At 69.5% G+C, this 26,084-nt stretch carries 24 protein-coding genes; 13 read left to right on the top strand and 11 right to left on the bottom strand.

Features of this window, described 5'->3' with window-relative positions; all coding sequences use genetic code 11:
- Positions 1-30 precede the first annotated feature (30 nt).
- From ACH34S_RS32400 to ACH34S_RS32410, 3 genes are all read right to left on the bottom strand, one after another.
- Positions 31-1,020, bottom strand: a complete 990-nt coding sequence (locus ACH34S_RS32400) for a PrgI family protein (protein ID WP_395956665.1) — start codon at positions 1,018-1,020, stop codon at positions 31-33.
- A complete protein-coding gene (locus tag ACH34S_RS32405; protein WP_395956666.1) occupies positions 1,017-2,366 on the bottom strand; it encodes a hypothetical protein in 1,350 nt (449 codons plus the stop codon). Before ACH34S_RS32405 ends, ACH34S_RS32400 begins: the two co-directional genes overlap by 4 nt.
- 392 nt (positions 2,367-2,758) lie before the next feature.
- The gene (locus tag ACH34S_RS32410; RefSeq protein ID WP_205718169.1) at positions 2,759-3,028 is read right to left on the bottom strand and encodes a pilin; all 270 of its coding nucleotides are present in this window, start codon (positions 3,026-3,028) and stop codon (positions 2,759-2,761) included.
- A gap of 793 nt (positions 3,029-3,821) precedes the next feature.
- Here ACH34S_RS32410 and ACH34S_RS32415 point away from each other — a divergent pair.
- The 4 genes from ACH34S_RS32415 to ACH34S_RS32430 all read left to right on the top strand — a co-directional run bounded on the left by ACH34S_RS32415 (position 3,822) and on the right by ACH34S_RS32430 (position 8,000).
- Entirely contained in the window at positions 3,822-4,691 is an 870-nt protein-coding gene (locus ACH34S_RS32415) for a hypothetical protein (protein WP_395956667.1), read from the top strand.
- Positions 4,688-5,569 carry a TRM11 family SAM-dependent methyltransferase gene (locus ACH34S_RS32420; protein WP_395956668.1) on the top strand — a complete coding sequence of 294 codons (882 nt, stop codon included), beginning with the start codon at positions 4,688-4,690 and terminating at the stop codon, positions 5,567-5,569. The genes ACH34S_RS32415 and ACH34S_RS32420 overlap by 4 nt, the downstream gene beginning before the upstream one ends.
- A gap of 466 nt (positions 5,570-6,035) precedes the next feature.
- Positions 6,036-6,296 carry a DNA-binding protein gene (locus ACH34S_RS32425; RefSeq protein WP_395956669.1) on the top strand — a complete coding sequence of 87 codons (261 nt, stop codon included), beginning with the start codon at positions 6,036-6,038 and terminating at the stop codon, positions 6,294-6,296.
- Between the two features lie 222 nt (positions 6,297-6,518).
- Positions 6,519-8,000, top strand: coding sequence for a tyrosine-type recombinase/integrase (locus ACH34S_RS32430; protein WP_395956670.1), 1,482 nt, complete (start codon positions 6,519-6,521; stop codon positions 7,998-8,000).
- 219 nt (positions 8,001-8,219) lie between these two features.
- On the opposite strand, the gene ccsA is transcribed toward ACH34S_RS32430, so the two are convergent.
- Positions 8,220-8,462, bottom strand: coding sequence for a cytochrome c biogenesis protein CcsA (gene ccsA / locus ACH34S_RS32435; RefSeq protein ID WP_395956929.1), 243 nt, complete (start codon positions 8,460-8,462; stop codon positions 8,220-8,222).
- Between the two features lie 9 nt (positions 8,463-8,471).
- On the bottom strand, positions 8,472-8,744 hold the full coding sequence (locus tag ACH34S_RS32440; protein ID WP_395956671.1) for a hypothetical protein: 273 nt from the start codon (positions 8,742-8,744) through the stop codon (positions 8,472-8,474).
- Between ACH34S_RS32440 and ACH34S_RS32445 the strand changes: the two genes are divergently transcribed.
- Entirely contained in the window at positions 8,734-9,339 is a 606-nt protein-coding gene (locus ACH34S_RS32445) for a TetR/AcrR family transcriptional regulator (protein WP_395956672.1), read from the top strand. The two genes, ACH34S_RS32440 and ACH34S_RS32445, sit on opposite strands and share 11 nt — an antisense overlap.
- Positions 9,340-9,497: 158 nt before the next feature.
- Here the strand turns inward: ACH34S_RS32445 and ACH34S_RS32450 are convergent, their stop codons facing one another.
- The 6 genes from ACH34S_RS32450 to ACH34S_RS32475 form a co-directional block, all read right to left on the bottom strand.
- A complete protein-coding gene (locus tag ACH34S_RS32450; protein WP_395956674.1) occupies positions 9,498-10,811 on the bottom strand; it encodes a DUF1015 family protein in 1,314 nt (437 codons plus the stop codon).
- On the bottom strand, positions 10,792-11,145 hold the full coding sequence (locus ACH34S_RS32455; RefSeq protein ID WP_395956930.1) for a hypothetical protein: 354 nt from the start codon (positions 11,143-11,145) through the stop codon (positions 10,792-10,794). The genes ACH34S_RS32450 and ACH34S_RS32455 overlap by 20 nt, the downstream gene beginning before the upstream one ends.
- Positions 11,146-11,190: 45 nt before the next feature.
- Positions 11,191-12,528, bottom strand: a complete 1,338-nt coding sequence (locus tag ACH34S_RS32460) for an MDR family MFS transporter (protein ID WP_395956675.1) — start codon at positions 12,526-12,528, stop codon at positions 11,191-11,193.
- Entirely contained in the window at positions 12,525-13,625 is a 1,101-nt protein-coding gene (locus ACH34S_RS32465; RefSeq protein WP_395956931.1) for a PLP-dependent cysteine synthase family protein, read from the bottom strand. Before ACH34S_RS32465 ends, ACH34S_RS32460 begins: the two co-directional genes overlap by 4 nt.
- Before the next feature lie 229 nt (positions 13,626-13,854).
- Positions 13,855-14,493 (bottom strand): hypothetical protein, encoded by a 639-nt coding sequence (locus ACH34S_RS32470; RefSeq protein ID WP_395956676.1) that lies wholly within the window; start codon positions 14,491-14,493, stop codon positions 13,855-13,857.
- Positions 14,494-14,778: 285 nt separating this feature from the next.
- Entirely contained in the window at positions 14,779-15,156 is a 378-nt protein-coding gene (locus tag ACH34S_RS32475; protein WP_395956677.1) for an ArsR/SmtB family transcription factor, read from the bottom strand.
- 82 nt (positions 15,157-15,238) lie between these two features.
- Between ACH34S_RS32475 and ACH34S_RS32480 the strand changes: the two genes are divergently transcribed.
- The 8 genes from ACH34S_RS32480 to ACH34S_RS32515 all read left to right on the top strand — a co-directional run bounded on the left by ACH34S_RS32480 (position 15,239) and on the right by ACH34S_RS32515 (position 25,508).
- A complete protein-coding gene (locus tag ACH34S_RS32480; RefSeq protein ID WP_395956932.1) occupies positions 15,239-17,287 on the top strand; it encodes a heavy metal translocating P-type ATPase in 2,049 nt (682 codons plus the stop codon).
- A gap of 95 nt (positions 17,288-17,382) precedes the next feature.
- Positions 17,383-18,699, top strand: coding sequence for a YibE/F family protein (locus ACH34S_RS32485; RefSeq protein WP_395956678.1), 1,317 nt, complete (start codon positions 17,383-17,385; stop codon positions 18,697-18,699).
- A gap of 534 nt (positions 18,700-19,233) precedes the next feature.
- Positions 19,234-19,773 carry a Chromate resistance protein ChrB gene (locus tag ACH34S_RS32490; RefSeq protein ID WP_395956679.1) on the top strand — a complete coding sequence of 180 codons (540 nt, stop codon included), beginning with the start codon at positions 19,234-19,236 and terminating at the stop codon, positions 19,771-19,773.
- Entirely contained in the window at positions 19,770-20,201 is a 432-nt protein-coding gene (locus tag ACH34S_RS32495; protein ID WP_395956680.1) for a chromate resistance protein ChrB domain-containing protein, read from the top strand. Before ACH34S_RS32490 ends, ACH34S_RS32495 begins: the two co-directional genes overlap by 4 nt.
- Complete coding sequence (gene chrA / locus ACH34S_RS32500) at positions 20,198-21,601, top strand: chromate efflux transporter (RefSeq protein WP_395956681.1); 1,404 nt, start codon at positions 20,198-20,200, stop codon at positions 21,599-21,601. The genes ACH34S_RS32495 and chrA overlap by 4 nt, the downstream gene beginning before the upstream one ends.
- A gap of 316 nt (positions 21,602-21,917) precedes the next feature.
- Complete coding sequence (locus ACH34S_RS32505; protein ID WP_395956682.1) at positions 21,918-23,051, top strand: MFS transporter; 1,134 nt, start codon at positions 21,918-21,920, stop codon at positions 23,049-23,051.
- Positions 23,052-23,330: 279 nt separating this feature from the next.
- The gene (locus ACH34S_RS32510; protein ID WP_395956683.1) at positions 23,331-24,440 is read left to right on the top strand and encodes a hypothetical protein; all 1,110 of its coding nucleotides are present in this window, start codon (positions 23,331-23,333) and stop codon (positions 24,438-24,440) included.
- A 147-nt stretch (positions 24,441-24,587) separates the two neighbouring features.
- Complete coding sequence (locus tag ACH34S_RS32515) at positions 24,588-25,508, top strand: hypothetical protein (protein ID WP_395956684.1); 921 nt, start codon at positions 24,588-24,590, stop codon at positions 25,506-25,508.
- Positions 25,509-26,084: the final 576 nt, after the last annotated feature.

Raw genomic sequence — 26,084 nt, forward strand, 5'->3', positions numbered from 1 at the left:
GGACTCCGAGACGGCCGCCGGGCCCGTGCATCATGCCGTGCCTTCCTGCTTGACGCTGATCAGCTCATCTGGAGCGGCGTTATCCACAGGACGAGGCCCGCCTGGGGATAGCGACTCGGCCAGCACCGCCACGCACGCATCGGCATCCAGGACCTCGGCCGCCACGCCGAGCGCTGCCAGCGACTGCACGGCCTCGGCGGCGCGTCGCAACACCACCTGCGCCCCCGTTTCCCGGTTGGTTCGCTGCCGCCGGGCCTTCGCCCACGGCATGGAGGCAGAAACAGGCGGGCCGTCGCTGATCACGATGAGGACCTGCCGGACGAGCAGATCGTGTGCGGCACTGATCTCGGCCAGGAACGCCGCATGCTCACCCGCCGCCTGCTCCAGCGCGGGATCCGGCAGCTCCGGCGCCTGAGCGGTGATGTGGTCGGCCAGACCGGACAGGTCGACCGGACGGGCTTGGACCAGCAACTGCACCGGGGAGTCCAGCGAGTTGAGCCACCGCCCGAACCCGGCGACCAGACTCCCTTGCTCACCCGCCGTGCGCAGGCTGAACGCCACCGTGCCTGCCCGCACGATCACCGCGACACCATCACCATCGGCCAGTTCCATCACCCCGTCCTGGCGAACGGCCCGGACCGGGAGCCGCAACGGCGCAGGCAACCGGCCGCGCATCCGGCACCACGACGGCGGCGGCTGCACCGGCTCACCCGCCGTAATCCGCGCCTTCGGGCCCCGCAGGAACGCCAGGGCGGCGACCGCGTAGCGGTCCAGGCCCATCCCGTCGCGGCGGGCGACCGCCAGCACGATCCCGCCCGCCGCGACCGGCGTCGCCACCGCGATCAGGACCGGGAACGGCACCACCGCTTGAAGGGTGAGCCACAGCCACAGCACCACCGCAGCCGTCCCGCCCAAGATCGCCAGCTGCCGGGCAGTGAGCCCGTAAAGGATCTTGTCGGGCTGATCGACGTCAGCCGGAATCTTCACAGCCATCGGCCGCTGATCGTGCTCGTTGCTCACATGCTCCCCCGGCGCTTGGGCTGGTCGATCCACAAGGTCAGCTGCCGGTGCGGCACCGGCCGTCTGGGCATTCCGGGCAACATCAGCTGCCGCGACCGTGCCCGAGGCTGCGCCGGAGCGGTGACTGGCGGCGGTGCAGACGGCTGGCGGACACGGGTGACCGGGATCGGCAACGCCAGCTGCACCGGCCGCTTGGTCCCCGCCTTGGCGGGTGCAGGCGGGTGAGGGATCGGGAGCGCGAGTTGCATCGGTCGTGGGTCTCCTTCAGATCCGGTCGCGGGATCGCATGGCTCATCCGGCGGTGGTGGCGCCGCAGGTCCCGCAGATCCTGCGGGACCTGCGGGAAGGGCAAGCGGAGGACGAGGGCCGGGCAGCTGTGGTCGGCGCGGCGGCACCGGCGGTGGTTGGACAGGCGGCGTGTTCTTCGCCGGCGCGGGTACGGCGGTGCGGCGTCGGCCACCGAGCAAGGCACCCAGGCCCCGGTAGAGGATCAGGCTGCGCAGCAAGCCACCGAGCATCCGCGGTTGCGCGGGACGCCAGACGGTGCGCGCCACCCAGGACGGGATCCGCAGCAGCACCCACAGCAGGCACCCCGCCACCAGCAGATCGGTGAAGTCGTTGTCGGAGGGCATCCCGAGGAGCTGGTCGCTGGTGTCGTCGGTCTCGGTGAACAGCAGCCGGTACGCGGTCGCCAGCGCCAGCGCCTGGCACACCTGGATCGCCAGCAGCCCGCTCATCCCGCGCCACCACAGCCGCGCCAGCCCATCGGTGAGCGGCAGCGCGTGGAACATCAACGCCACCGGCGCCGCCGAGATCAGCACCATCGTCAGCGCCAGCCGGACGGCGTAGATGAACACCACGCCCAACGCCAGCACCACCACGCCCAGCGCGATCAGTGCGCCGAACGGTGAACCCGGGATGAGGCTCGCGGCCACGAATCCCGCGACAATGTCGGCGACCGCACTTGGATCGGTCGACTCCGCGCCCGCGTGGAGGAACGCTCCGGCGAGGCCGTTGGCGAAACTGATCCCGTATCCGATCAGGATCAGGCTGAGGTTGGAGGCCAGGAACGCCCCGACGATCCGGACGGCCAACTGGGCGGGGGTGAGTTCGGCGCCGGGCAGGTTGTGCCCGGCCATCAGCCATACCCCGCCCGCGGTGATCAGCAGCACGAAGCAGGTGTTGGCGATCGTCTGCGACACGCCCCACAAGTCACGCGCCCGCGTCATCTGCGGTGAGTCCATCTCGGGGGTGCCCAGCACGGACTGATGCAGGGTGCCGAAGATCGGCTTGGCCGCAGACGACACCAGATCGGAGAACCAGCCGTTCACCGCCCGCTTGGCCATACAGCTCACATCGGCGAACCCGCACCCTTCTTCCGCACCGCCCTCACCCGGCCCGCCCGGGCCAGGCCCCCCGGTGCCCTGCGGACCGGTGCCGGGGCCGACGGGGTTCGCCGGTGTCGGCGAGGACCCGGTCGATGGCGACGGGCTTGGAGACGAAGCTGGCGGCGGGGGTGGCGGTGATGGGGAGGCTGGAGGTGCGACGGATGGGGTCTGCGCAGGTGCCGCTGGGGCCGGGCTCGGTACGGGGTCGGCACCAGCCTGCAAAGGCTGTGCGAACATCCACATACACGCGCCTGCCACCAGCGCTATGAGGACGGCGACCCTGCAAGCGGCGGTCGGCGGTACCCCGCCCCCGACCGGTTCGGGTGGTGGGTGCGAGGCCTTGGCGGGTGTCACGAGGGCCCGCCAACGATGCTCTGCAACAGCTTGACCAGCACCGGAGCCAGCACCGCCACCGAGTACCCCATCGCGGCGTACCGCAGCGTTCTCTTGCCGGCTTCCACCTCGCCTGGATCGCCGCCGGCCAGCATGAGGCGGATCCCGCCGATCGTGGCGAACAACGTCGCCAACCCCACCAGCAGCCCCACGATCACGTTCCGTAGATTGCGGATCACCTCATCCAGCGACCCGGCCGCCGCCAGACCCGTGCCGGCCTCGGCCACCCCGGGGACCAGCAGCGCACTCAGCCCGCACCCCGCCGTCCACACCAGTGACGCGGCTGCCAGACGCCGTCGGGACGGTCGTGGCCGGCGCGGTACTCGATCGCGTGTGGACCTCTGAGATGCGGTGGAGGCGATCCCGAGTCGGCTGGCGCCGGTGTTGTGGCGGGCCTCACCGCGGTTTCGCTGAGGGCTAGGCCCATTTGCGATGAGCTGACGGGTACTGCGGTGCCTGTACTTGCGGGTGCGCATGGCAGCGTCTCCGGAATCTCGAATGGCGGAAGCGGTTGCCAGCCGTGCGATCACCGGCGAACGGTGCGGCCCTCGGACTGCGGGCGTCCTCCTTGACGGGACACATGGGACGGATGATTGCGGCGGGGACCGGGCTCTGGGCCGTCCGTCCGAGAACCGCACCGTTCGCCGGTGATCTCGACTGGCACCCATGAAGCACCGCCGAACAGGCCCGAATTCACGGTTCAGCCGTCATCCTTGATCAAGTCTTGGGGCGCTCAGCGGAACATCCGCCTGCCCGCCAGCCCCCGCGAGACCTGAGCCGGTAGCCGTTCTCGGCTTCTGCGATATCCGATGCGAGGAGAGCGCCAAGTCATCGGACGGTCGGCCCTTCTTGACCGAATCATGGGACGGCTGGACATGAAAATCGGGCCGCTCGGCGGTGCTTCATCAATGCACGGGGATCGGGTGGCCGTCTCGGGTCACCCAGCAGATGAACCACACACCGTCAAACCCGAACCACTCACCCACCGGACCCGACGCCGCCGGTACCGCCCGGCGCCGGATGGTGCCGCTGACCGTCTGGCTGTGCTCGGACACCACCGACTCGCTGCCGCCTCGCACCCGCCACCACGGCGCCGCCGGCTGCGCGCATGACGCTGACCCGGCGGTCGTTACGCCCAAGCAGATCTGCCTGGCGCACCGCCAAACGGTCGGTCACCAACTGGCCCGGCACCTGATCGGCACCTGCACCCGCGAGGGTGAGTTGGTCGCCGAAGGCTTCACCACCAGCGAAGCCACCCTGACCGCCGCCGCCGGTCTCAACCGGCGCGGCATCGCGCTGGTGCCGTATTTCCCGCTCGCTCAGCACATCGGAACCCGGCTGCGGGCCACCCTCACCCAGGAGCAGTTGGCGAGGGTGCAGATGCGTCCGACCCGCCCGGATCAGATGGCCCGCGGCCTGGCCGACCACCTCGGCGAAGTCGCCCTGTTGATCGCTGCCCCGCCGGCGTATGAAACTGGTGGGCGTACGCCCCGCCGGGGCGGGGACCACGGCTGCCCGGCGTGCCGGGCCGACCTGTGGATGCTCAGCAGCGAACAGTTGGGCCTGTTCCTGGCGGCGGCGTGGAAGGTGCTGCGCCCCGGCGGTGTCCTGGCGATCATCACCACAGCCCGCTACCAGGCCGGACGGCTTATTGACCCCGCACCGCGCATCATCCGCCAAGCCCAGGGGCTGGGGTTCCGCTACGCCCAGCACATCATCGCGTTGCGCGTCCCGATCGACGGCGACGCTCTGGTCGTTCAGGCCGGGCCCGCCGACCTGGCTGAACTGCGCGACACCCGCTCCGGTGCGTTGTCGCCGCCCGTCAGCGTGCACGCCGACGTGTGCCTGTTCACCAAACCGCGAGGTCGGACGGACGGCGGTGCCCGATGAACCAGGACACTCCCAACTCCTCGAGGCTGATGTCGGTCCTGGCCACCGGGCAGCGGCCGTCGCGGCTACAACGCCAGGGCCGCTATACGCCTGAGTCGATGCGGCATCCCGGCAAGATGCTGCCGGCGATCGCCGCCACCGTCATCGAGGCCTTCACCCGCCCTGGCGACCTGGTGGTCGACCCTATGTGCGGCATCGGCACAACCCTGGTCGAGGCGATCCACCTCGGCCGCGACGCTGCCGGGCTGGAGTACGAATCCGACTTCGTGCACCTCACGCTGGGCAACCTGCGTCACGCCCGCGCTTTTGGAGGCACCGGTCGACCGCGGGTGGCGTGTGGCGACGCCCGCAACATCGCCGCCATCTACCGCGAACTGCACGGGAAAGCGGCCTTGGTGCTCACCTCGCCGCCGTACGGGTCTCGTACCCACGGCCATATCCGCTCCGGACGTGACAACGGCGGCGGCAAAGTCGTCAAACGTCACCACCGCTACTCCACCGATCGCGGCAACCTCGCCCACCAGCCGTTGCCCGGTCTGCTGGAGGGCTTTGGCCGCATCCTTGCGGGCAGTGCCATCCTCCTGCGTCCCGGCGGGGTGATCGCCGTGACCGTCCGTCCCATCCGGTTCAACGGTGAGCTGATCGATCTGCCCGGCCAGGTCATCAACATCGCCCGCCGACACGGCTTGGCTCTCACCGGCAGATGTGCCGCACTGCTCGCCGGGCTCCGGGACGGCGGCCTGGTCAACCGGGCGTCGTTCTTCCAGATGCTCGAAACCCGCCGCGCCCGCGACCGTGGCATCCCCGCTTGCGCCACCGCCCACGAAGACCTGCTGCTCTTTCAGCGCGTCGCCGATCTGTCGGAGACCACCCGATGACCCCGCGCATGCGACTCCGAAACGACAGAGCGATCGAACTGCTGGCGGTTCTCCAGCTGGGGCTGTGCGGGCGTTGCGGGCGCGCCCGCTACGCCACCCGCCGCCGTGCTCGGCACGCCGCCCGCATCGGCGCACCGGGGACCCGGCTGCGTGCCTACCGGTGCGACGAGGCCTGGCACCTGACGACGCCGCCGGGGCGGTCCCAGTTCATCGCACCGCCCGTCACGCCTGTCCCGGGACCTGACGGGGCCTGCGGCGGCCTTGACCGGCGGGGACGAGGCGAGCGTCGATACTGCCGCTCCGGCCCGGACGCACCCGCCCACCCAAGCGGTGGCGCGTGGACGTCCGGCCGCCGGAGCCGTCATGACCCGTTGGAGGATGCCCGTGCCACCCCTACCGCCGCCTCCCGCTCTCGGCAGCAGGCCGACGGCCGCCGCCGGGCGGGCCGACCTGCCGGGGGCGCAAAGTGAAGCCCGGGCTGACTCCGGCGGAGCTTCGTTCGCTGCCGGTCACCGTCGACCTGGTCACCGCAGGACGCGTGTTCGGGGTCGGACGCACCAAGGCCTACCAGCTCGCCCGCACTGGAGGGTTCCCCTGCCGGGTGCTGCGGATCGGCCACAACTACCGCGTCTCGACCGCCGACCTGCTCGCCGCCCTCGGCCATGCCACGCCCGAGGACGCCCCGACGAACGCCGACCGGCAGCCTGCCACCAAGGAAGAGAACTGAATGACCGCGCAAGGAAGCACGTTCAAAGTCTGCGGATGCCGTGGCCACGACGGCAAGCTCCTGGGCAGCAAATGCCCGAAGTTGCGCCGCGGCAACGGACGCTGGAGCAGCACTCACGGCACCTGGAAATACCAGCTGGAACTCCCGTCCACCGCGGCGGGAACTCGGCGCAGCCCGCTGCGCCGGACCGGGTTCGCCACCCAGGACGCCGCCGAAGCCGACATGGGCACCGCCAAGGAACTCCTGGCCATCGCCACCGACGAGCCCACGCGAATCCAGATCGCCGACCTGATCGTCACCACCGTCCGGACCACCAAGACCCTTCCCGACCCAGAGGAGGTACGCCGCAAGGTGCGCGGCCAGCATGACCTTTCGCGGGCGATCACCGTGGGCGAGTACCTGGACGACTGGCTGAACGGACGCAAGGGCTTGCGGGAGGGCACCCGCCGGTCCTACGCCGGTCACATCGCTCTCTACTTCAAACCCCACCTCGGCCACATCCTGCTGGAAAAGCTCGGCGTCACCCACGTAGACCGGGTCTTCGATGCCATCGACGAGCTCAACGAAGTCATCACCCAGGCCCGCGAATCCGCCGACCCCAAGCTGCGCGCCAAAGTCAAAGGACGCCGCGTGGTCGGCCCGGCCACCAAGCAACGGATCCGCGCAACGCTGCGGGCGGCGTTGAACAAGGCCATCAAGCAGCGCCTCATCGACATCAACGTCGCCTCCCTGGTCGAGCTGCCCTCCGGCAAGGCGCCCAAGGCACTGGTGTGGACCGACGAACGCATCGCGCAATGGGAGAGCGACTTCGCGACACACATCCAGACGATGAACGCCCGCCGCAAGAGGCAGGCCAAACTCGAACCGCGCAAACGGATCGGAGAGAAGATCAACCGGCTGGACGCCTACATCGGGGCCCCGCGCCCGTCCCGCGTGATGGTCTGGACCCCGGCTCTCACCAAACGGTTCCTGGACCGGGCACGCCGCCACCGGCTGTACGCCCAGTATCACCTGATCGCCTTTCGCGGCCTGCGGCGCGGCGAGTCTTGCGGGCTGCGGTGGGCCGACCTCGACCTGGCCCAGGGGACGGCGGCGATCCGGTGGCAGATCACTCAGATCGGCACCGACACCTTCGAAGGCAAACCCAAAACCGCGGCTGGCGAAGCCACCATCAGTCTGGACTCGGCCACCATCAAGGAACTGCGCGCGCATAAGGCCCGGCAGAACGCCGAACGCCTCGCCGCCGGGGACGCCTGGACCGAGACCGGATACGTGTTCACCACACCTAGCGGCGAACCCGTCGACCCGAACGACGTCACCGAACAATTCGAGCAGTTGTCCATGGAAGCCGGACTACCACCGGTCCGGCTGCACGACCTGCGGCACGGAGCAGCCACCTTCCTCCTCGCCGCCGGGTACGACATGAAAGTCGTGCAGGAGACGCTGCGGCTCTCTTCGATCGCCATCGCCTCCGACATCTACACCAGCGTCCTGCCCCAACTCGCCCGCCAATCCGCCGAAGACGCCGCCGCCATCGTCCTCAACGCCGTCCCTCACCCATCCCGGCAGGCCGCTGGGAACGCCACTGGGCGGCCAAAACGTGACCGCCCTCGCTGCTCAGCCAGTTCAGGCACCAAAGCTGAGGAGCACCGTCGCCACAGTGCAGACGCCGCCGACCCCGGCAATTCGGTCGAGGCGTCGTAATGGACTAGCCAGGCCGAAGGTAGCCGGTCACCAGGAGAGGTAGCCGCGTCGGGACGGCGTGCTGATCGAGCGCGCCGTCCTGCGGTCCCTTGGCCGAATGTGATCGGGAATATTCGTCCAGCACGGTCGGACTGGAAAGACGTGAGTGAGCAGCCACGTGGTCTCCGATGAGCGGCCAGCGTGTGGGTGGGCAGCGGTGTGGTGTCGGAGCGGTGGGGGCTAGACGCCGGCGTAGGAGTGCAGGCCGGAGCCCCAGATGTTGATGCCGATGAGGTTGAACAGGAGGCAGCCGTAGCCGGCGATGGCGATCACTGGGGCTTTGCGGCCGCTCCATCCGCTGGTGCGCTGGGCGTGCAGGTAGGCGGCGTAGACGACCCAGGTGATGAACGCCCAGATCTCCTTGGGGTCCCAGCCCCAGTAGCGGCCCCAGGCGTTGTCGGCCCAGATGGCGCCGGCGATGATCGCGAACGTTCAGACCGGGAAGGCGAACGTGATCGTCTGGCGTGCCAGCCGCTCCAGCGCGATCCCGGACGGCAGGCGGGCGGCGACGGCGCCGAGGGTGGGACTCCGTGGATGCTCTCGGGCGGTGGCGTCGCGGCTGCGGTGGAGGTGGAGTGCGGTGAGGGCGGTCGCGACGGTGAAACCGCCCGTGGCGATGATCGCCGCGAGGACGTGGACGGCCAGCCAGTAGGAGTCCAGGGACGGCTGGAGCGGGCTGATCGCGGTGTAGAGGGTGCCCCGCATCACCGGATCTCTCGATCAGCACCGTGCCGCTACGCGGGAGCGCATCCTCGTCGCGGTCCGGGAGATCATGACTGCCGACGGTGTGGACAAGCTGTCCATGGCCGAGGTCGCCGGACGGTCGGGGGTCAATCGCAGCGTCGTCTACAACTACTTCGCCGACGTCCGCGCACTTCTCATCGCGCACGCCGAGCACGAGACGGTCCGCTTCACCGAAGAGCTGCACCGCGCCCTGGAGAACGCGACCGCGCCGACCGAACGGATCACCGTCTACGTCCGGCGGCAGCTCGCCGACTTCGCCACCCACCCCCAGCCCGCCGGGCCCGAGCTGGCCACCCTGCTCGGCCCGGACGGCTACAAGGAGATGCACGCCCACGTCGGCCCGCTCGGACGCCTCCTCACCGAGATCATTCAAGAGGGCGTGGACGCCGGCGAGTTCGCTCCGTGCGACCCGGCCGGCACCGCCCACCTCGTCCACGCCTGCCTCGGCGCCGAGCGGTATCCGCTCGGCCAGGGCACCCGCGACCTGGACGAGACCATCGACCGCGTGAGCACATTCGTCCTGCGAAGCCTCGGCGCCACCGAACCCGCCACCTGACACCGCTGGTTGGACGGGCCTCGGTCGTCCGCCGATGCGTGCGGGACGACAAGGGTAGCCCGTTGCCCCTCATGGACTGTTGGTTCGGGCACGGTCAGTGGTGGTGCCGTGGGCGAGGGCCGCGGCCTTGCCTGGGGTGCGGGAGCCGGTCTTGGTGGTCAGGTTGCTGACCCGGGTCTTGATGGTGTGCTCGGACAGGAAGGAAGTTCGGAGGCAAAGGTCCGGAATATCAGGCCGGTGCAGGGCTTGGGGCCGAACGAGGTTGATTTGCGCGGAAGAAACTCGCCACCTGCTGCGACGTCGAGGACGTCGGGGACGTTCAGCGGGTTGAGGATGACGGCTGTTCCCGCACGGCGCCGGGCTTGTTCGATCGCGGTGTCGACATCATGGTGGACCATCGCCACGGTGTTCTCCGGACAGTTCCAGATGTGGTCGATTAGCAAGTGATGGAGGACCGAGGTGTCGAGTCGGCGCCACCGTGCTGATCGGCTCGGTGGCATTGCCTGATTGAGCGCGGCGGGATCGGGTCCGGTGAGTATGTGGTAGCGGCCATCGCCTGCGATGAGGAACGCCGGACCGAGTCGACTGGCGGAGGCGAGCTCGTCCAGGGCATCGTCGGCGAGGACCTGCCTGACCTGGAAGATCGGCTTTGCCGCGTTGATCGCGTCGTCTGGGGTGAGGCGTGCGATGACGCGGTGGATCGCGCCCAGTCGGGGTGGGTGCCGCAACGAGTCCACGAGAAGTGCGAGGCCGCGATTCCACGGGGCGCCGACTCCGGACGGCCGGCGAGATCGCAGCATCTGGTAGGCCCTGTACCGGTGGTGGCCGTCAGCGATGAGCATTCGCTGTCCGGCGAGATCGTCGGCGATGGTTGAGAGCCGCGTCCGGTCGGTGAGACGCCATACGCGGTGAGCGACCCGGTGCGCGACCTTGGCGGTGAACAATGGCTCGCTGTTGTCGGCGATATCGTCGACGACCTGTGAAGCGCAGCCATCCCCCTGATAAAGCAGCAGGATGGGTTCCAGATTCGCCTGTATGGCTTCCACGAAGGCCAGCCGGTCATGAACGAGGTCTGGGAAGACGTCTTCATGAGGGCAGATGATTCGAGTGCTGTCCTCTTGGAGGGCAAGCGCGCCGATGAGCCCTCGCTGCAGGACGCCTTGCGCCGTTCGTTGCTCATAGACGTACAAGGCCGGTTCGGTGTCGGTGATCAGCGTCCGGTCGGTCAGCCACTGCCGCAGAGTGAGCGCGGCGTGCTGATATCGGTCTGGCGCGCCCGGTCCGGCGTTGGGGAGAAGTAGTTGCACGGCATTGCGCGGTTCGGCGGCCAGCAGTCGTGCCGAGGCTCCGGCCTCCAGCAGATCCAAGGGCGGGCAGGTCACCGCCCCCAGGTCAGGTACCGCAGTCGGGCAATAGCGCACCCCGCGAAATGGAGCCAGGGCCATGCGCTGATCATCGATTGGGTTGAACATGGGCTTGTCGCCTGCCAGAGGATCGGCACCGGAGGAGCGGCGAAGGTGAGGACCCCGGGGATCTCACCTGCTTTGTCTCGACGCCGATGGCGCGAGGGTCGGGGCTGAAGGAGGCCGGTACGGCGGCACGTCCCGCCGGTTGCATCCCGCCGCCCATCAAGACGACCGGGGCGTCCAGTTCGCCGGCTCGATCGAGGAACCTGATCGCGACGCCTCTCTGCCCGGCGATCACATCCGAGTGATCGTACGGCGGGGCGGGGGACAGACCGCGTTCGACGGCGATCGCGTCGGTGATCGCGAAACCGTCCTCCGTATGTTGATCGAAGGTCACGATCTCAGCCCCATAGGGAGGGCGGCCGCGCGTTGGTGCGCTGGGCGCTCATCGGGGTTGCTGCTCCTTGACTGCTGGGGTGGGCGCTGACGGGTGGACGGCGCGGTTCGCTTCGCCCTGGGGTGCGAGTGTCGGGCCGAGGGCGGCCAGTGCCGCGGCGCAGGCGGCTCCGGTTGCGGCCAGTGCGATCCAGGGGAGCAGGGGCATGCCCCATGCCTCCCCGAGGTCCCAGACCGCGCCGGTGCCCAGGTTGCCCAACGTGATGCCGATGCCGGACAGGGTGCTGTAGAGCCCGTAGTGGGTGGCGACGAGGCGGTCGCGGGCGAGCGTGACGATGGTGTCCATCTCGAAGGGGTAGGTCAGGATGGTGCCGCCGGTCAGCAGGATCGTGGAGACCAGGGTCGGCAGCATCCAGGCGAGCCCGTCGCCGATCCCGGCCGGTCCGGCGGGACGCAGGTGCGCGGTGAGTATCAATGGGACGAAGGCCGCGCTCATCAGTGCCAGGCCGATGACGATGGCCCTGTGCGCGCTCCACCGGTTCTTCGCCCAGGCCGTCAGGCGGACCTGTCCGATGACGGCGACGATCGCGGAGATGGCGAACAGCGCGGTGCTGCCGGCCTGTCCCGCGTCGTCGCCGAGGACGCGTGCGGCCTGCAGGGGCAGCGCCAGATAGACCTGGAACGACAGGACGTAGGAGCCGATCATCGCCACCGAGAACAGCATGAAACTCCGGTTGCCGAACACCTGGCGCCAGTCCGCCGCGATTCCGCTGAACGTTCCGGTCCGATTCCCGGACTCGCTTGCCTGGGCGGGTGGTGCGGATGGCAGCCACAGGGTCTGGATGATCGTCAGCGCCGCGAACACCGTGGCCGCGACGAGGCAGACGGCGCGGAAGTTCACGGACAGCAGCAGCAGGCCGACCAGCGGGCCGGTGAAGATTCCGGCCTGGTAGAAGACGTTGAAGATCGCGAACGCCTCGACGCGCCGTTCGCCCGCCTGGCTGGCGACGTAGGCGCGGACGGCCGGGTTGAAGAACGCCCCGGCCAGCCCGGTCGCCGCGGACGCGACCACCAGGCCCGGCAGGTCGTCCACCAGGCCCAGCATCGCGAAACCCGCGAAGCGCAGCGCGCAGCCGGCGATGATCATCGGCTTGCAGCCGAGCCGGTCGGCCAGGGTGCCGCCGACCAGGAACATTCCCTGCTGGCTGAGGGTGCGCACGCCCAGCACCAGACCGACCGTCCACGCGGCCATGCCCAGCCCGGACGACAGGTGGTTGGCCAGGTACGGCATCAGCATGTAGAAGCCGAGGTTGATGCCGAACTGGTTGATCAGCAGCAGCCGGACACAGCCGTTGAACGAGGTGAACTGCCGGAGGGTGGCCTTCATCGCGTCCCCTCGCCGCGGGCGGCGGATACCTCGATGCGGCGGTGCTGGACGGTGAGGGGGTCCACGACGGTCCGGCAGCGGGTCCAGCGGGTCGCCTGGTCACGGGTGGGGTCTGTGATCAGTTCGGGGTTGGGGGTGGGCGGCCGGTCGAGCAAGTGGTGCTCGTGGCAGTAGGCGTCATCGAAGACGGTGTGCCAGTAACGGTGGGGCCCGTCGGGGAAGACCGTCACGATCCGGGTGCCCCGCGGGTGGGTGCGGGCTAGCCATGAGGAGACCAGGGCGACGGCGCCCACGCTCCAGCCGCCGGTGGCGTAGCGCGCGGCCGCCAGGCGGCGGCAGGTCCACACCGCCTCGTGGGCCGCGACCCAGTGGACCTCGTCGAAGGCCGCGTAGTCGACGTTGCGGGGGTAGATGCTGCTGCCCAGCCCGCGCATCAGCCGGGGCTCGGCGGCCTGGCCGAAGATCGTCGATCCGACGGTGTCGACGCCCACCAGCTGCAGGTCGGGGAACACGGCCCGCAGGACGCGGCTGATCCCGGCGCTGTGGCCGCCGGTTCCGACGCTGCACACCAGGACGTCGATGTGGTCGAGCTGCCCGGCCAGTTCCACGGCCAGGCCCTTGTAGGCCTCGACGTTGTCGGGGTTGTTGTACTGGTCGGGGCACCAGGCTCCGGGCGCGTCGGCCATGAGTTCTTCGACGCGGGCTCGGCGCGCCTCCTGCCAGCCGCCCTCCGGGTGCGGTTCGGGCACCACCTCGACGCGGGCGCCGTAGGCGCGCAGCAGGTTGCCCATCAGCGGTTCCATCCCCGGGTCGGTGACCAGCGTGACCGGGTGCCCGTACACCAGCCCGGCCAGCGCCAGGCCGAGGCCGAGGGTGCCGCTGGTCGACTCGATGATCGGCTTGCCGGGACGGAGCAGCCCGCGCTGCCGGGCCTTGGCGACCATGAACAGGGCCGGCCGGTCTTTGATCCCGCCCGGGTTCGCGCCTTCCAGTTTCGCCCAGAATCCGCGTTCCGATCCGGTGAGCACATCGGGTACCCACAGCAGGGGAGTGTTGCCGACCAGACGCGAGAGTGAATCACGTTCCGTTCCGTTGATCGTCCGCTGAGACGGTGGTGCGTGCGTTGCTGTTCCATCCATGACCATGGGAGCGGTCGTCATGGTTGTCCCTTCCGGCCGCCATCAGGGCAGCGCGAATGGCATCAGTGACAAGCTGATTCGGAATCCGTGCACACTGAACGCAATGGGCCACCTGTGCTAACGGCGAGCACGGCCCTATTGGTAGCTGCCCCCTGGTGGCAGAGCCTCGACGGCGATGACGAACGCGTCATTCAGCGAGGATGCCGTGCTGTAAGACAGCGCCGTCCGCAATGGCGGGTATGAAGAGGCGCAGCACGCAGCCGAGCGAAAGAAGCCGGATGCGTCCCGATCCGGAGACGTCGGCGCGGGCAGGTCGCCGGCTGAGATCAAGATCCTTGGTCTGGAGCGGTCCGCCGCCGGTGAGCCCAGGTGGCACCATCCCGATCAGGACGAGCGCAGGCGGTGCGAGCGTGGCCGCGCGAACCGAGCCCGCTGCCCAGTCGCCGCAGCCCGCATGATGTTCCAATGCAGGCCAGGGGTCTGTCTCGCGGAGGTGAACGCGATATTTCTGCGGTGTCCCGTCCGGCGCGGCGAGACCTGCGGACTCCCCGGCGTGCGCCAGCGAGGTATGTGTGGCGCTATGGGTCGCGTGGATCATGCTGCCATGCGAATGCTCGCCCGCTTCGTGCAGACCAGGGGCGCACACCGCGACGTACAACACGATAATCACGCCGAGAAGCAGCCCGACAAGGCTCAGGCAGCAATGTGCCGAGCGTCGGTTCTGCGCAACAGGCGTGATCACGAGATCAAAACCTACAGCAACACACTGTGATTGCGCACCGGTATTGAAAATCCATTGCGGTATCACATGGTCAGCAGTCGACAACCAGGCGTGATTGCTATTTCACACCGTATTGAACGCTCCTGTTGAATAAAGGTAATCGCCCATCGCCCCATGGGGCCTGACGAACCTCGGCTGGAATTCTCAATGAGAATCTCATGATCATCTATTGTGGCTTCTGGCGGCATCGCCGGTGCGGGAACGTCACTGGCTGACCAGGTAGTGCTGCAAAATTCCGTCTGGCCGCGAATAGCTTGCCGATCCCCATGTACGGCCGCTCGGCGTCTTTCTGAAGGTGTTCCACCGCGCCGACCGGGAGGTCGGGAATGGTCAGCTCGCGGACTCGTTGCTGAGGTGGGGTTCGGGGTCGTGGATGCCCAGGCGCAGGTGCTCGCTGTGGTAGACGGCCTCGTCCAGCAGCATGGCGACGTGGTTGTCGTGCAACCGGTAGACGATGCGCTGGCCGGAGCGTTCGCCGATGACCAAGCCGAGGTTGCGTAGCAGCCGGAGCTGGTGGGAGACGGCCGACTGCTTCATGTTCACCGCCTCCACCAGTTCGGACACCGAGCACGGACCGTGGCGGAGCCGTCCGAGGATCAGCAGGCGGGACGGGGTGGCGAGCGCCTGGAGGGTGGCGGCCACGGTGGCGGCGGTGGCGGCGTCCAGCGTTGCCGGCGGGGTGTCGCGCCCCTCGACTCCATGGCCCATGACACCGATGCTAGCAATCCCGTATAAATGAATACGTCTTCACATGTTTGTGAACCGGAATAGAAGGGGCCGGGGCGTGACGATGCGGACCGATGTCCGGGACGTCCGGCGATCCATCGCCCCGCCTGGGACGGACGCCGGCGGTCCGGAAGGGGCCGGTACCGCCCAACGGCGGGCGTCCACGACCTGGAGGAGGGCGTGGGCCCTGCTCGAGGTGCGCTGGGCGGTCGTCGCGACCGGGCTGTTCGCCGCCGGGGCGGCGATGTGGCTGGCGGGCGCGCCGTCCTGGCTGTCCTGGGGGCTGCTGCTGGCCTGCTATGCCGCCGGGGGCTGGGAGCCGGGGCTGGCAGGGCTGAAGGCGCTGCGCGAGCGGATCCTGGACGTGGACCTGCTGATGGTTGTCGCGGCGGCCGGCGCCGCAGTGATCGGGCAGGTCCTGGACGGCGCCCTGCTGATCGTCATCTTCGCCACGTCCGGTGCGCTGGAGGCGGTGGCGACCGCCCGCACCGCCGACGCGGTCCGCGGGCTGCTGGACCTGGCCCCCGAGACGGCCACTCGCCTGACCTCGCAAGACCTGCAGGACGACGACGTCGAAGAGACCGTTCCAGCCGCCGAGCTGACGGTCGGGGACGTGATCCTGGTGCGCCCTGGCGAGCGGATCGCCGCCGACGGTGATGTCGTCGCAGGGTCCAGCGACGTGGACGAGGCCACCATCACCGGCGAACCGCTGCCCGCCGTCAAACGCAGCGGAGACGAGGTGTTCGCCGGAACCGGAAACGGGACGGGCGCCCTGCGCGTCCGGGTGTCCCGCCCGTCCGGCGACACCGTCGTCGCGCGGATCGTGGCGATGGTGGACGAGGCGTCGCGCACCAAGGCCCGCACCCAGCTGTTCATCGAGAAGGTCGAGCAGCGCTACTCGGTCGTCATGGTCGCCGCCACGCTGGCCCTGTTCATCGTGCCGCTGCTCTTCGGCGCCGAGCTCAGGCCGACCCTGCTGCGGGCGATGACGTTCATGATCGTCGCCTCGCCGTGCGCCGTGGTGCTGGCGACCATGCCGCCGCTGCTGGCCGCCATGGCGAACGCGGGCAGGCACGGCGTGCTGGTCAAGTCCGCCGTGGTGATGGAACGCCTCGGCCGGACGACGCGGGTCGCCTTCGACAAGACCGGCACCCTCACCCGGGGCGTCCCACGGCTGGAGCGGATTCATCTGCTTCCCGGCGCGGCGTCGGCGCTCGGCCCGGCGGATGGTGTCAGCGAAGCGCAGGTGCTGGCGCTGGCCGCCGCCGCAGAGCGTCCATCCCAGCATCCGCTAGGCCACGCGATCGTGCGGGCCGCCCGCGACGCCGGCCTGCACCCACCCGAGGCCGAGGACTTCGTCTCCATTCCCGGCCAGGGCGTCTCGGCTCGGGTCGGCGGGCATCGGGTGCGGATCGGCCGTCCCGGGCACGCCCTCGACGGTCACGACTGGGCACCGGACGTCGCATCACTGGAGGACGGCGGGCTGACCGCCGTGGTGATGGACATCGACGGGCGGCCGGCCGCCGTTCTCGGGCTGGCGGACCAGACACGTCCCGACGCCCTGGCCGCGGTCGCCGCGCTGGAGACGCTGACGGGCTCGGCTCCGGCTCTGCTCACCGGCGACAACGCGCGTGCCGCCGCCGCGCTGGCCGGGAGGCTCGGCATCACCGACGTCCGGGCGGGCCTCCTGCCCCAGGACAAGGTGCGGGCCGTGCGGGACATCGAGGGTGGCGGGCAGCGCGTGCTGCTGGTCGGCGACGGCGTCAACGACGCGCCCGCCCTGGCCGCCGCCGACACCGGGATCGCCATGGGCCAAGCCGGATCGGACCTCGCGCTGGACACCGCCGACGCCGTCATCATCCGCGACGACCTGACCGCGGTCCCGGCCGTCATCGCGCTGTCCCGCCGTGCCCGCCGCCTGATCGTCGCCAACCTGATCGTCGCCGCGTGCTTCATCACCGGGTTGGTGGCCTGGGACCTGTTCGGGCATCTGCCGCTGCCGCTCGGCGTCCTCGGGCACGAGGGCTCCACCGTCATCGTCGGGCTCAACGGCCTGCGCCTGCTCCGGGCAGCCGCCTGGAACCGCGCCGCCCACCAGCCCGCCCGAGACTGAAGGTCACGACGGCTAGGTGCTCCTCGGCTGCCATCGCTACAGTCATGCACCGGACACGGCCCGGCACGCCACTACGACTCTTGTAGAAGGTTCAGGTGGAATCTGACCAGCAGACCGGCCCGTCCGGAACGCCCGCACCGCATTGCGGGCATGGCCGCCCTGGCGGGTCGGCCTCCCGCCGCACCGTCCGAGCGGTCCTCACCGCGATCGTTCTGCTCGCCGTCGCGACGGTGGCCGCGCTGGCGTTGATGTGGCCGGACGGCTCCGGAACGGAGGGACGGACGTCGGCGCAGCAGACCAGGGTCAGCGGCACGGTGCTCCGGATCGAGCTCAAGCCCTGCCCCAAGCAGGCGCTGCCGGAAGGGGCGCCGCAGGACCGGGGGAGAGGAGCGGGCGCATCGCCGATCGACCCGAGGAGATGCGGTGACGCCGTCGTCGAGCTCACCGCGGGCCCGATGGACGGGCGCGCCGTTCGCACGGAGCTGCCCAGCGGCCCCGGCAACAGGGTGTTCAGCGTCGGGGACGACGTGGTCCTCACCGGCCTTCCCGACGGCGGCGGCGGTCCGGCGGTGTACCAGCTGGCCGATCACGACCGGTCGAGTGCGCTGTGGATGGTCGCGGCGGCCTTCGTGCTGGCGGTGGTGGCCTTCGGGCGCTGGCGCGGGCTGGCCGCCCTGGTCGGGTTGGCGGTCACTTTCGCGCTGCTCCTGCTGTTCCTGATCCCGGCGATCGTCGACGGCCGCCCGCCGCTGCTCGCGGCGATCGTCTGCGCGGCGGCGATCATGCTGGCGGTGCTCTATCTCACCCACGGGTTCAGCGTGGCGACCTCGGTTGCCGTCATGGGGACGCTCGGCTCGCTCACGCTGACCGGGGTGCTCGCCGTGGTGGCGATCGACCTGACGCGGCTGACCGGGATCATCGACGACAGCTCGCTGTTCCTGGATATCGACTACGGCATCAACACGCAGGGCTTGCTGCTGGCCAGCATCATCATCGGCTCTCTCGGGGTCCTCGACGACGTCACCGTCACCCAGTCGGTGACCGTCCAGGAACTCGCCCGGGCCAACCCCGGTTACTCGTTCCTTCAGCTGTACCGCGCCGCGGCCCGCGTCGGGCGCGCGCACATCGCATCGGTGATCAACACGATCGTCCTCGCCTATGCGGGGGCGTCCCTGCCACTGCTGCTGCTGTTCAGCCTCGGCGGCCGGACGGCCGGCGACGTGATCGCCAACCCGGCGGTGGCCCAGGAGATCGTCCGCAGCGTCGCGGGCACGATCGGCCTCATCGCGGCCGTCCCCCTCACCACGGCCCTGGCCGCGGTCGCCGCCGCGCGCCGCGAGCCGGAGGACGTCCCGGCCGAGGCGGACCCGCGCCCATCACCGCACGTCGACGACGTGGTCCAAGGGGCCTGAACGCCTCCCGCTAGGAGAGCCAGGGGACGTCAGCCCGCCGCCGCCGACCGAGTGGAGGATGGTGCTCCACCCGATCAGCTCGGTCGCCCAACGCGACGCGTTCCAACAGCTCGGCGGCTCGCTGTCGCGGCTGGCCCACGGTCCCGACTGGCCCCCCGGCGACGTCCCGCGGTGAGGAGAGGCAGGCGTTGGGCGACCAGGCTGACCCGTCGGCGCAGCGCCCGGACGTCATAGACGGGCAACGGGGCGTCGTCCAGCACCACCCCGGCCCTCGTCCGTCCGGCCCTTCCAGCCGGTTCGGCAGGCGCGGCAGAGTGGATTCCCCCGCCCCGCTCGGGCCCCACCACCGCGATGCACATCCCCACCGGGATCTGCGCGGACACCCCGGTCAGAGGCGGGACGTCACCTCTATGGACGCCGACCGATCCAGGACGCATCCCCTCCTCTGCGATCACCTGATTCCCGCGAACCCACCTCGTTGTGTAACCATGGTTACATGGTCGAGTGAGAGCAGGGCGTAGTCAGGGATGTGCGATGAGCGATCCGGTTGATGGGCCCGGCACTTGGGTGCTGCTCTCCTACCGCGTGCCCCGCGAACCGTCGACGCCGCGGATCGCGGTTTGGCGCAAGCTCAAGCGGCTCGGCGTGGCCCAGCTGGGCGACGGGCTGGTGGGCCTGCCGGCCGACGCGCGGACGCGCGAGCAACTGGAATGGATCGCCGAAGACGTCGCCGACGCCGGCGGAACCGCCGGAGTGTGGCTGGCCCGCCCCACCACCCAGGCGCAAGAACGGCAGCTGGCGGCGTCGATGGCCGCGGCCAGGGCCGCCGAGTACACAGCCGTGCACGACGAGGCACTCGCCGCTGGCGCTCTGCCACCGTCCCAGCGGTCTTCGGCACTGCGCCGGTTGCGCTCCGAACTGAGACGCGTCAACCGCCGCGACTACTTCCCACCGCCCGAGCGCGACCGTGCGCGCGCAGCAGTGGAAGCCCTCGCCCGGCAACCCGACATTCGACCCGACACTCGTCGTCCCGACGTCGATCCGCATACCGCCGTCACCAAGGAATCGTCATGAAATGGGCCACCAGGCAGAGCATCCACATCGACCGGGCCGCCTGCGCCTGGCTGATCCGCCGCGAGATCGACCCCGACGCCGAATTCGTCTTCGTCAGCGACCCCGCCAAAGTTCCCGCCGACGCGACCGCCTTCGACATGCGCGGCGCCGAACTCGGTCACCATGGCGATCACTGCAGCTTCGAGACGATCCTGCGCCGCTACGACCTGGCCGACCCGGTGCTGTGGCGCATCGGCGAGATCGTGCACGAGGCCGACCTGGACGACGAACGCTACGACGCCCCCGAGGCGCCCGGGTTCGACGTCGCGCTACGCGGCCTGTCGATGGTGTGCGACGACGACCGGGTCCTGGAGATCACCCTGCCGCTGTTCGACGGCCTGTACGAGTACCTGCACCGCGCCACCCTGCTGGGACGGGACCCCGCATGACCACCGAGCCGCCCTCGACCAGTGCCCAAGCCACCAACAGTGCGGCGGCGCCCTCACAGGGCGGGGATCTCATCCCGTTCCGTCAAGCGGTGCGGGTCTGGTTCGGCATCTCGCTGCAGACCTTCGGCGGACCGGCCGGGCAGATCGCCGTCATGCAACGCACCCTGGTCGAAGAACGCCGCTGGATCGGGCAGCGGCGCTTCAACCACGCACTGTCCTACTGCATGCTCTTGCCCGGCCCCGAGGCCCAGCAACTCGCCATCTACATCGGCTGGCTGCTCAACGGCACCCGCGGCGGCCTCGCGGCGGGCACCCTGTTCGTTCTGCCCGGAGTGCTTGCCTTGCTGGCGCTGTCCGCAATCTACGTGGGCTGGGGTTCCACGACGCTGATCACCGGGTTGTTCGCGGGGCTGGCCCCGGCGGTGCTGGCCATCGTCGCCCAGGCCGTCCTGCGCGTCGGCAAACGTTCCCTCACCCATCCCGCGATGATCGCGCTGGCCGTCGCCTCGTTCGCCGCGCTCGCGGTCTTCGCCGTCCCGTTCCCGATCGTGATCCTGGCGGCGGCCGCCGCCGGGTGGCTCCTGGCCCGGGTACGCCCCCACGTCTTCGCCGCCAAGGCGAAAGGCGGTGACGACGACGGCCCGGCGCCGCTGATCGCCGACGACGCCCTGCACCACGAACCGCCGAGCCGGCGGCGGGTGGTCAAGGTGCTCGGCGTCGGGCTGGCCGCCTGGGGGATTCCGTTGGGCGTCGTCGCCCTCCTCACCGGCGGCGGCAGCGTGTTCACCACCCAAGGGCTGTACTTCTCCGGCGCCGCCCTGGTCACCTTCGGTGGCGCGTACGCCGTCCTGGCCTACGTCGCCCAGAGCGCCGTGCAGACCTACGGCTGGCTCAATCCCGGTGAGATGGTCCGCGGGCTGGCCCTGGCCGAGACCACCCCCGGACCGCTCATCATGGTCGTCCAGTTCGTGGCGTTCGTCGGCGCCTACCGCGACCCCGGCGGCCTCAACCCGTGGGCCGCTGCCCTGCTCGGCGCGCTGCTGACCACCTGGGTCACCTTCACGCCGTGCTTCCTCTTCATCTTCCTCGGCGCCCCCTACGTCGAACGGCTGCGCGGCAACCGCGCCATCTCGGCCGCCCTCACCGGCATCACCGCGGCCGTCGTCGGCGTCATCGCCAACCTGGCCGTCTACTTCGCCGTCCACACCCTCTTCCGCACCGTCCACGATCGGGACTGGGGGCCCGTCCACCTGCGGATTCCCGAACTCGCCACCTGGCGCCCCACCGCGCTGGCCATCACCGTGGTCGCCTTCGTCATCATCTTCGGGCTCCGCTGGAGCGTCCTGCGCACCCTCGGTGTCTGCGCAATGCTGGGCCTGGCCGCCGCCCTCATCTGGTGACGGCCGCCATCGCCCTGGGGCCGGTCATCCGGCGGGTGATCGGAGGTGTCCGGCGATGTCCTCGCGCGCGTTTCGCGCAGCCATCCTCCCCGAAGGGACGAGAAGGGGCTGGAAGCCTCGCTGGCCGCTCTGACCCCGCGGACCCTCACCAACTGACACCGCATACAGCCTGATGGCTGCCCACCGTGGGCGGTAAGGATCTGGCCGGGCTTGTCTCCTGGTTATGGGTTGGCCGGAACGTCCCTGAACTTTCAGTACCGTGTGGGACGGTGCGGCAAGTTCGGCTCGTCGATCGGGTCGGTGCGGTGGAGGTGTGGTGTTCGGGTCGTTGCCCCGGTCGGCGAAGGCGTTGCTGTGCGTCCGGGTTCTCAACCAGCTCGGCGCATACGCGCTGGCGTTCTTGGCCGTGCTGGCCGGTCCTGATCTAGCGGCGGTGACGCTGGCGGTGTTCGGAGCGGCGGCGCTGATCTCGCGCTGGGCCGGGGGCCTGCTGCTGGACCGGCTGCCGCCCAGGACGATCATCGCCGTCGGGCTGGCCTCGACCGGGGCCGCGTTGTTCGTCCTGGCGGCGGCGCGGAGCCCCGCGGAGACGGTGGTCGCGGTCGCGCTGGTCGGGCTGGCCTTCGAGCTCTACGAACCGGCGTCGCAGGAGTTGCTAGCCCGCGTCACCGGCGGCGAGCAGCGCCAGGACGCCTACGCCCTGCTCGGAACGTCCCTGGTGGCGGCAGGTGCCGCCGGCGGGCTGCTCGCGGCGGTGCTGCTCCCGCTGGGCGTCCGGTGGTTGATGGCCGTGGACGGCCTGACCTGCGTGGCGGCGGGAGTGGTCGCGCTGGTGTTCCTCAACCCGGACGGGGCGGCGCATCGACCGAAGCTGAGGGAAGGGCGCTGGCGGCCTCCGGCGCGGCTGATGAGACTGACCGTGGCGGGCACGGCCTTCGCCTACGGCTACCTCGCCGTCCTGATGTTCATGCCTTTCCTGCTCCTGCAGCGGGGCGCGCCACCCTGGCTGCCCGGCCTGGCCCTGACCGGCTCGGCGCTGCTGACCCCGCTGGCCGCCCGCCTGACGCGCAGGCCCGTGAACGCCCTGTCGCACACGACGGTCCTGGCCGCCGGGACGGCGCTGCTCGGCGGACTGGCCCTCGTGATGGTGCTCTGTGAAGGCGTCGCGATCACTGTCGCCGCCTACCTGGCCTGGGTGGCCGTCAACAGCGTGCTGCTGGGCCGCTGGCAGGCGATGATCGCCGATAGCGCCCCGCCGGCCGACCGTCCCCGGTGGTTCGCCTTCCACGGCTCGTCCTGGGGCGTGGCCCAACCCGCCGTCCCCGCCGTCGTGGCCGTGGCCGCCGGAGGCGCGGGCGGCACCGGACCCGCCGCGTTCCTGACCGCCGCCCTCGCCTTCTTGGCCGTGCCGCTCCTGCTCACCGTCGCCCCCGGACACACCAGGCGTTGATCAGCGCCCGGCCGTCACCGCCAGTGGACACAATCTGCACAGCCGTCTTTCCCGTCGGCCGGACTGAGACCGAATCCAATGCGCCCGAATAACGATCACCGGCCATAGCCGCGCCTTGGGCTCATATGAGCCATCCGGATTCCCGGCATTGCCCGCCATCGTGTCCCAAAGGCGGGTGTCACCGGCGAAGCGCCTGCGGTGCCGTCCGCAGGCTGGCATGGTGAATGCCTGGCAAACCAGGCAGGGGGTTGGCGGTACATGAGCCGATACGCCTACGACATGGCACAGCGCACCTTGATCGTGACCTGGGGCACTGGGCTGGGCGACGTCGCCACCGTGGTCGCTGAACTGTCCCCTGAGATTGATGACGTCCGGGTTCAACGCCTTACCCAGGCGCTGACCGACTTCTCAGCTGCAGCGTGGCGGACCTACACCCACCCGGCGTCCGCCGCCGAGAGCCTGGAGATCAATAGCGAAGGTTGGCGCCGTCAGGGGGATCGGGACGCGCTTTCCAAGGCCGCTGATGCGCTGATCAATCCGAACCTGCCGCACGCCGGGACGATGATCCAGTCTTATGTCCCTACCGAGGAGGCCGCGCACTGTGTCGGCCGGGCCCTGCATGCCATCGATGACGCTGCTCTGCGCGACGTCATCGTCAACGAGGTTGAGTCTGAGCTGGACGCGCTCGAACGCGCAGAACTCGGTGATCTGACCGGCCGGGCTCGCCAGGCGGTTCTGCTCAGCCGCGAGGGCGCGTCCCCTGTCCAGGTGGAAGCCGCCGACAGGTTGCTGCAGCGGAATCCTCTCAACGGCGAAGCGCTGTTCATTGAGGTCGACCCGGTCGCTGCGGGAGTGGCGGCAGCGCATTGGCTTCAGGCCGCCGCGGACGTCACCGCCCGTCGGTCGGGTTTGGTCCCCACGGTGGTCGTGATGGAGGCCGACAATATCGAGGCGCTTCCACATCGCACGCCGACCACCGTGCTGGAGATGATGTCGGCCGGGCTGAGCCCCTACGCCACGGTCACCGCGTTGGTCCGCGGTGCCATGGCCGCGGCCGAGGGGAGAGTCCCCGATCTGGACGCGCTCCTCGAACAAATCGACGAGATCAACGAACTCACCCACGAGCTGGGCAGTTCCTCCCATGCGAATGAGGCGCTGCGCGACGAGGTCCGAACCACCCCTCTCGATCCGTCGCGTCCCGCACGGGATCTATTGGAAGATCTGCTCTTGGGCATTCACGGATGCTGGCTGCTTTACCAGGAGTACGCCGATACCGCGGACGAGGAGGAGATCGGCGAGAACGTTGAGGAGGTCTACGAAAGGTCGACGGCCGCCTTCATCGAGGAGCTTCGCGTTGAAGCCAAGGCGCACCGTAGCCGGGTGCTCTAGCTGGCGCCGACCGGATCCGGCACCTGCGATCTTTCCCTCCGAGTGATTTCGCCGCCAGGTCTCTCAACTTCAGATATTCGCTGTTCGTGTCAATCTCGTAGGGGTGTTCCTATGGTGTCTGATCTCTCGCCGGGTTCCGAATGCTGGATGAGCGACGAGCAGGTGGATCAGATTCTCGCGGACATCGAAATGGCGGTCGAATCACTCCGGTCCGACTACGCGGCGGTGGTGTCACTCGCCGATCAGTTGGATGACGAGGTGGAGAGTCTGCTGGAGCACCGAGCAGCTGAGGGCCCCGCATCAACGTCCGCCACCCCCAGACCACGGCAAACGCACCTCTCGTTGCGGTTGAGGCTTGCCGAGGCCGCCGCTCGTCAACATCGCGAGGCGCTGTGCGGTCTTGTGGCCTGGTGGGCGGATGCGGCAGTCGTGACCGTCATGGTCACCGCCCAGGGGCGGAAGCCCGATCCAGTCCGCATCGCCGCCCCTGACCCATATTCGCTCATGACCGCGGAAGACCTGGAACACCTTCCGCCCATTCCGGAGAACGACCGCCAGCTCGCCGAGCTGGCTCTGTTCATGGCTGGCGGCCCTGCCCTGCCCGGCGACCCACCCGACTTCGCAGACAAGGCAAAGCAGCATATTCAAAGCGTGGGGTTGACAGTGAAACCGGGCCCGGGCGGGGCGCCCATGCTGGTCGAGGACGTTTGGCCGGAGCCACGCCGGTGCCGGCTCTGGGGCGCCGTGTGGCAGGAACACCAAATGCCACTGTTGCCGTCGACCGCACAACTCACCGAGGCTCTAACCGTGCGAGGCATCGCTACCGAAACCATCGACGCGATCCGCGAGGCGTCCAGCGCAGTGGAAACCCAACTGGCCGCCAAACAAAGATTCGCCGAGCTTGAGCGCCAGCTCAACGGTGGCGAGCTTAGCGACGACGACGAGAAGGCTGCCGAAGCAGAAATACTCGCGACTCCGGACCTGACCGAAAAGACCGACGAACTCCTCATCGCCTACGCTCGCACGTTGACCCAGAGCCTCCCCGCCATGCGGGCGGCGGCGACTTAGCCGTCGAAGCGGACCCGCTGGCCCGCCGGGGCGGTGAGGAGCGGTTCACCAACGGGGCACCTGGTACTGACCTGGTTGAGGACTCGTCTGACGCGTCCGGGAGCCGCAGCCGGACGTGTATCTTCCTTCTGTGACGGAGAGTAGCCGATCAGGTGCGAGGCGTGTGGGCCTGTTCTGGCTCTCCTTGCTCGGCCTGCTCTTCGTCGTCCATGTACTGCTGTGCATGCCGAACGCCCACTCGTCGACGACCCCGCACGCTGGGGGGCACACCGCGCTCCTCTCTCCGTCCGGTTTCGCTCCCGAACTCGCGTTCGGAGTCCGGCCGAAGCTGAGCCTGGCGCCTGGGCCGGTCAGCGCAACCAGCTGCAAGGGCGGAGCCGCCGAGCATGGCGAGACGGGCCACGGCTCGCGCCACGACGCGTCCCATGGCGCGTCCCATGATCACCACGACCATCACGACCACGACGACCATCACGGCGCCGAGTGCCACAGCATGGCGGCCCCGTCCGGCGCGGCCGCTCAAGCGATCGATGCTCCATTGCCGGTCTCGGTGACGTTGGCGAGTTGGGCGTCCTG

It is taken from the genome of Actinomadura sp. 3N508 (assembly GCF_044326375.1).
Classification (GTDB): domain Bacteria; phylum Actinomycetota; class Actinomycetes; order Streptosporangiales; family Streptosporangiaceae; genus Spirillospora.

What these genes read in the sequence shown, in the direction of transcription:
- ACH34S_RS32510 (WP_395956683.1), top strand. Translation starts at nt 23,331, where the DNA reads ATGGCACAGCGCACCTTGATCGTGACCTGGGGCACTGGGCTGGGCGAC.
- ACH34S_RS32475 (WP_395956677.1), bottom strand. Translation starts at nt 15,156, where the DNA reads ATGGGCCATGGAGTCGAGGGGCGCGACACCCCGCCGGCAACGCTGGAC.
- ACH34S_RS32440 (WP_395956671.1), bottom strand. Translation starts at nt 8,744, where the DNA reads ATGCGGGGCACCCTCTACACCGCGATCAGCCCGCTCCAGCCGTCCCTG.
- ACH34S_RS32415 (WP_395956667.1), top strand. Translation starts at nt 3,822, where the DNA reads ATGGTGCCGCTGACCGTCTGGCTGTGCTCGGACACCACCGACTCGCTG.
- ACH34S_RS32460 (WP_395956675.1), bottom strand. Translation starts at nt 12,528, where the DNA reads ATGAAGGCCACCCTCCGGCAGTTCACCTCGTTCAACGGCTGTGTCCGG.
- ACH34S_RS32495 (WP_395956680.1), top strand. Translation starts at nt 19,770, where the DNA reads ATGAAATGGGCCACCAGGCAGAGCATCCACATCGACCGGGCCGCCTGC.
- ACH34S_RS32490 (WP_395956679.1), top strand. Translation starts at nt 19,234, where the DNA reads ATGAGCGATCCGGTTGATGGGCCCGGCACTTGGGTGCTGCTCTCCTAC.
- ACH34S_RS32515 (WP_395956684.1), top strand. Translation starts at nt 24,588, where the DNA reads ATGAGCGACGAGCAGGTGGATCAGATTCTCGCGGACATCGAAATGGCG.
- ACH34S_RS32450 (WP_395956674.1), bottom strand. Translation starts at nt 10,811, where the DNA reads ATGTTCAACCCAATCGATGATCAGCGCATGGCCCTGGCTCCATTTCGC.
- ACH34S_RS32480 (WP_395956932.1), top strand. Translation starts at nt 15,239, where the DNA reads ATGCGGACCGATGTCCGGGACGTCCGGCGATCCATCGCCCCGCCTGGG.
- ACH34S_RS32430 (WP_395956670.1), top strand. Translation starts at nt 6,519, where the DNA reads ATGGGCACCGCCAAGGAACTCCTGGCCATCGCCACCGACGAGCCCACG.
- chrA (WP_395956681.1), top strand. Translation starts at nt 20,198, where the DNA reads ATGACCACCGAGCCGCCCTCGACCAGTGCCCAAGCCACCAACAGTGCG.
- ACH34S_RS32420 (WP_395956668.1), top strand. Translation starts at nt 4,688, where the DNA reads ATGAACCAGGACACTCCCAACTCCTCGAGGCTGATGTCGGTCCTGGCC.
- ACH34S_RS32405 (WP_395956666.1), bottom strand. Translation starts at nt 2,366, where the DNA reads ATGGCCAAGCGGGCGGTGAACGGCTGGTTCTCCGATCTGGTGTCGTCT.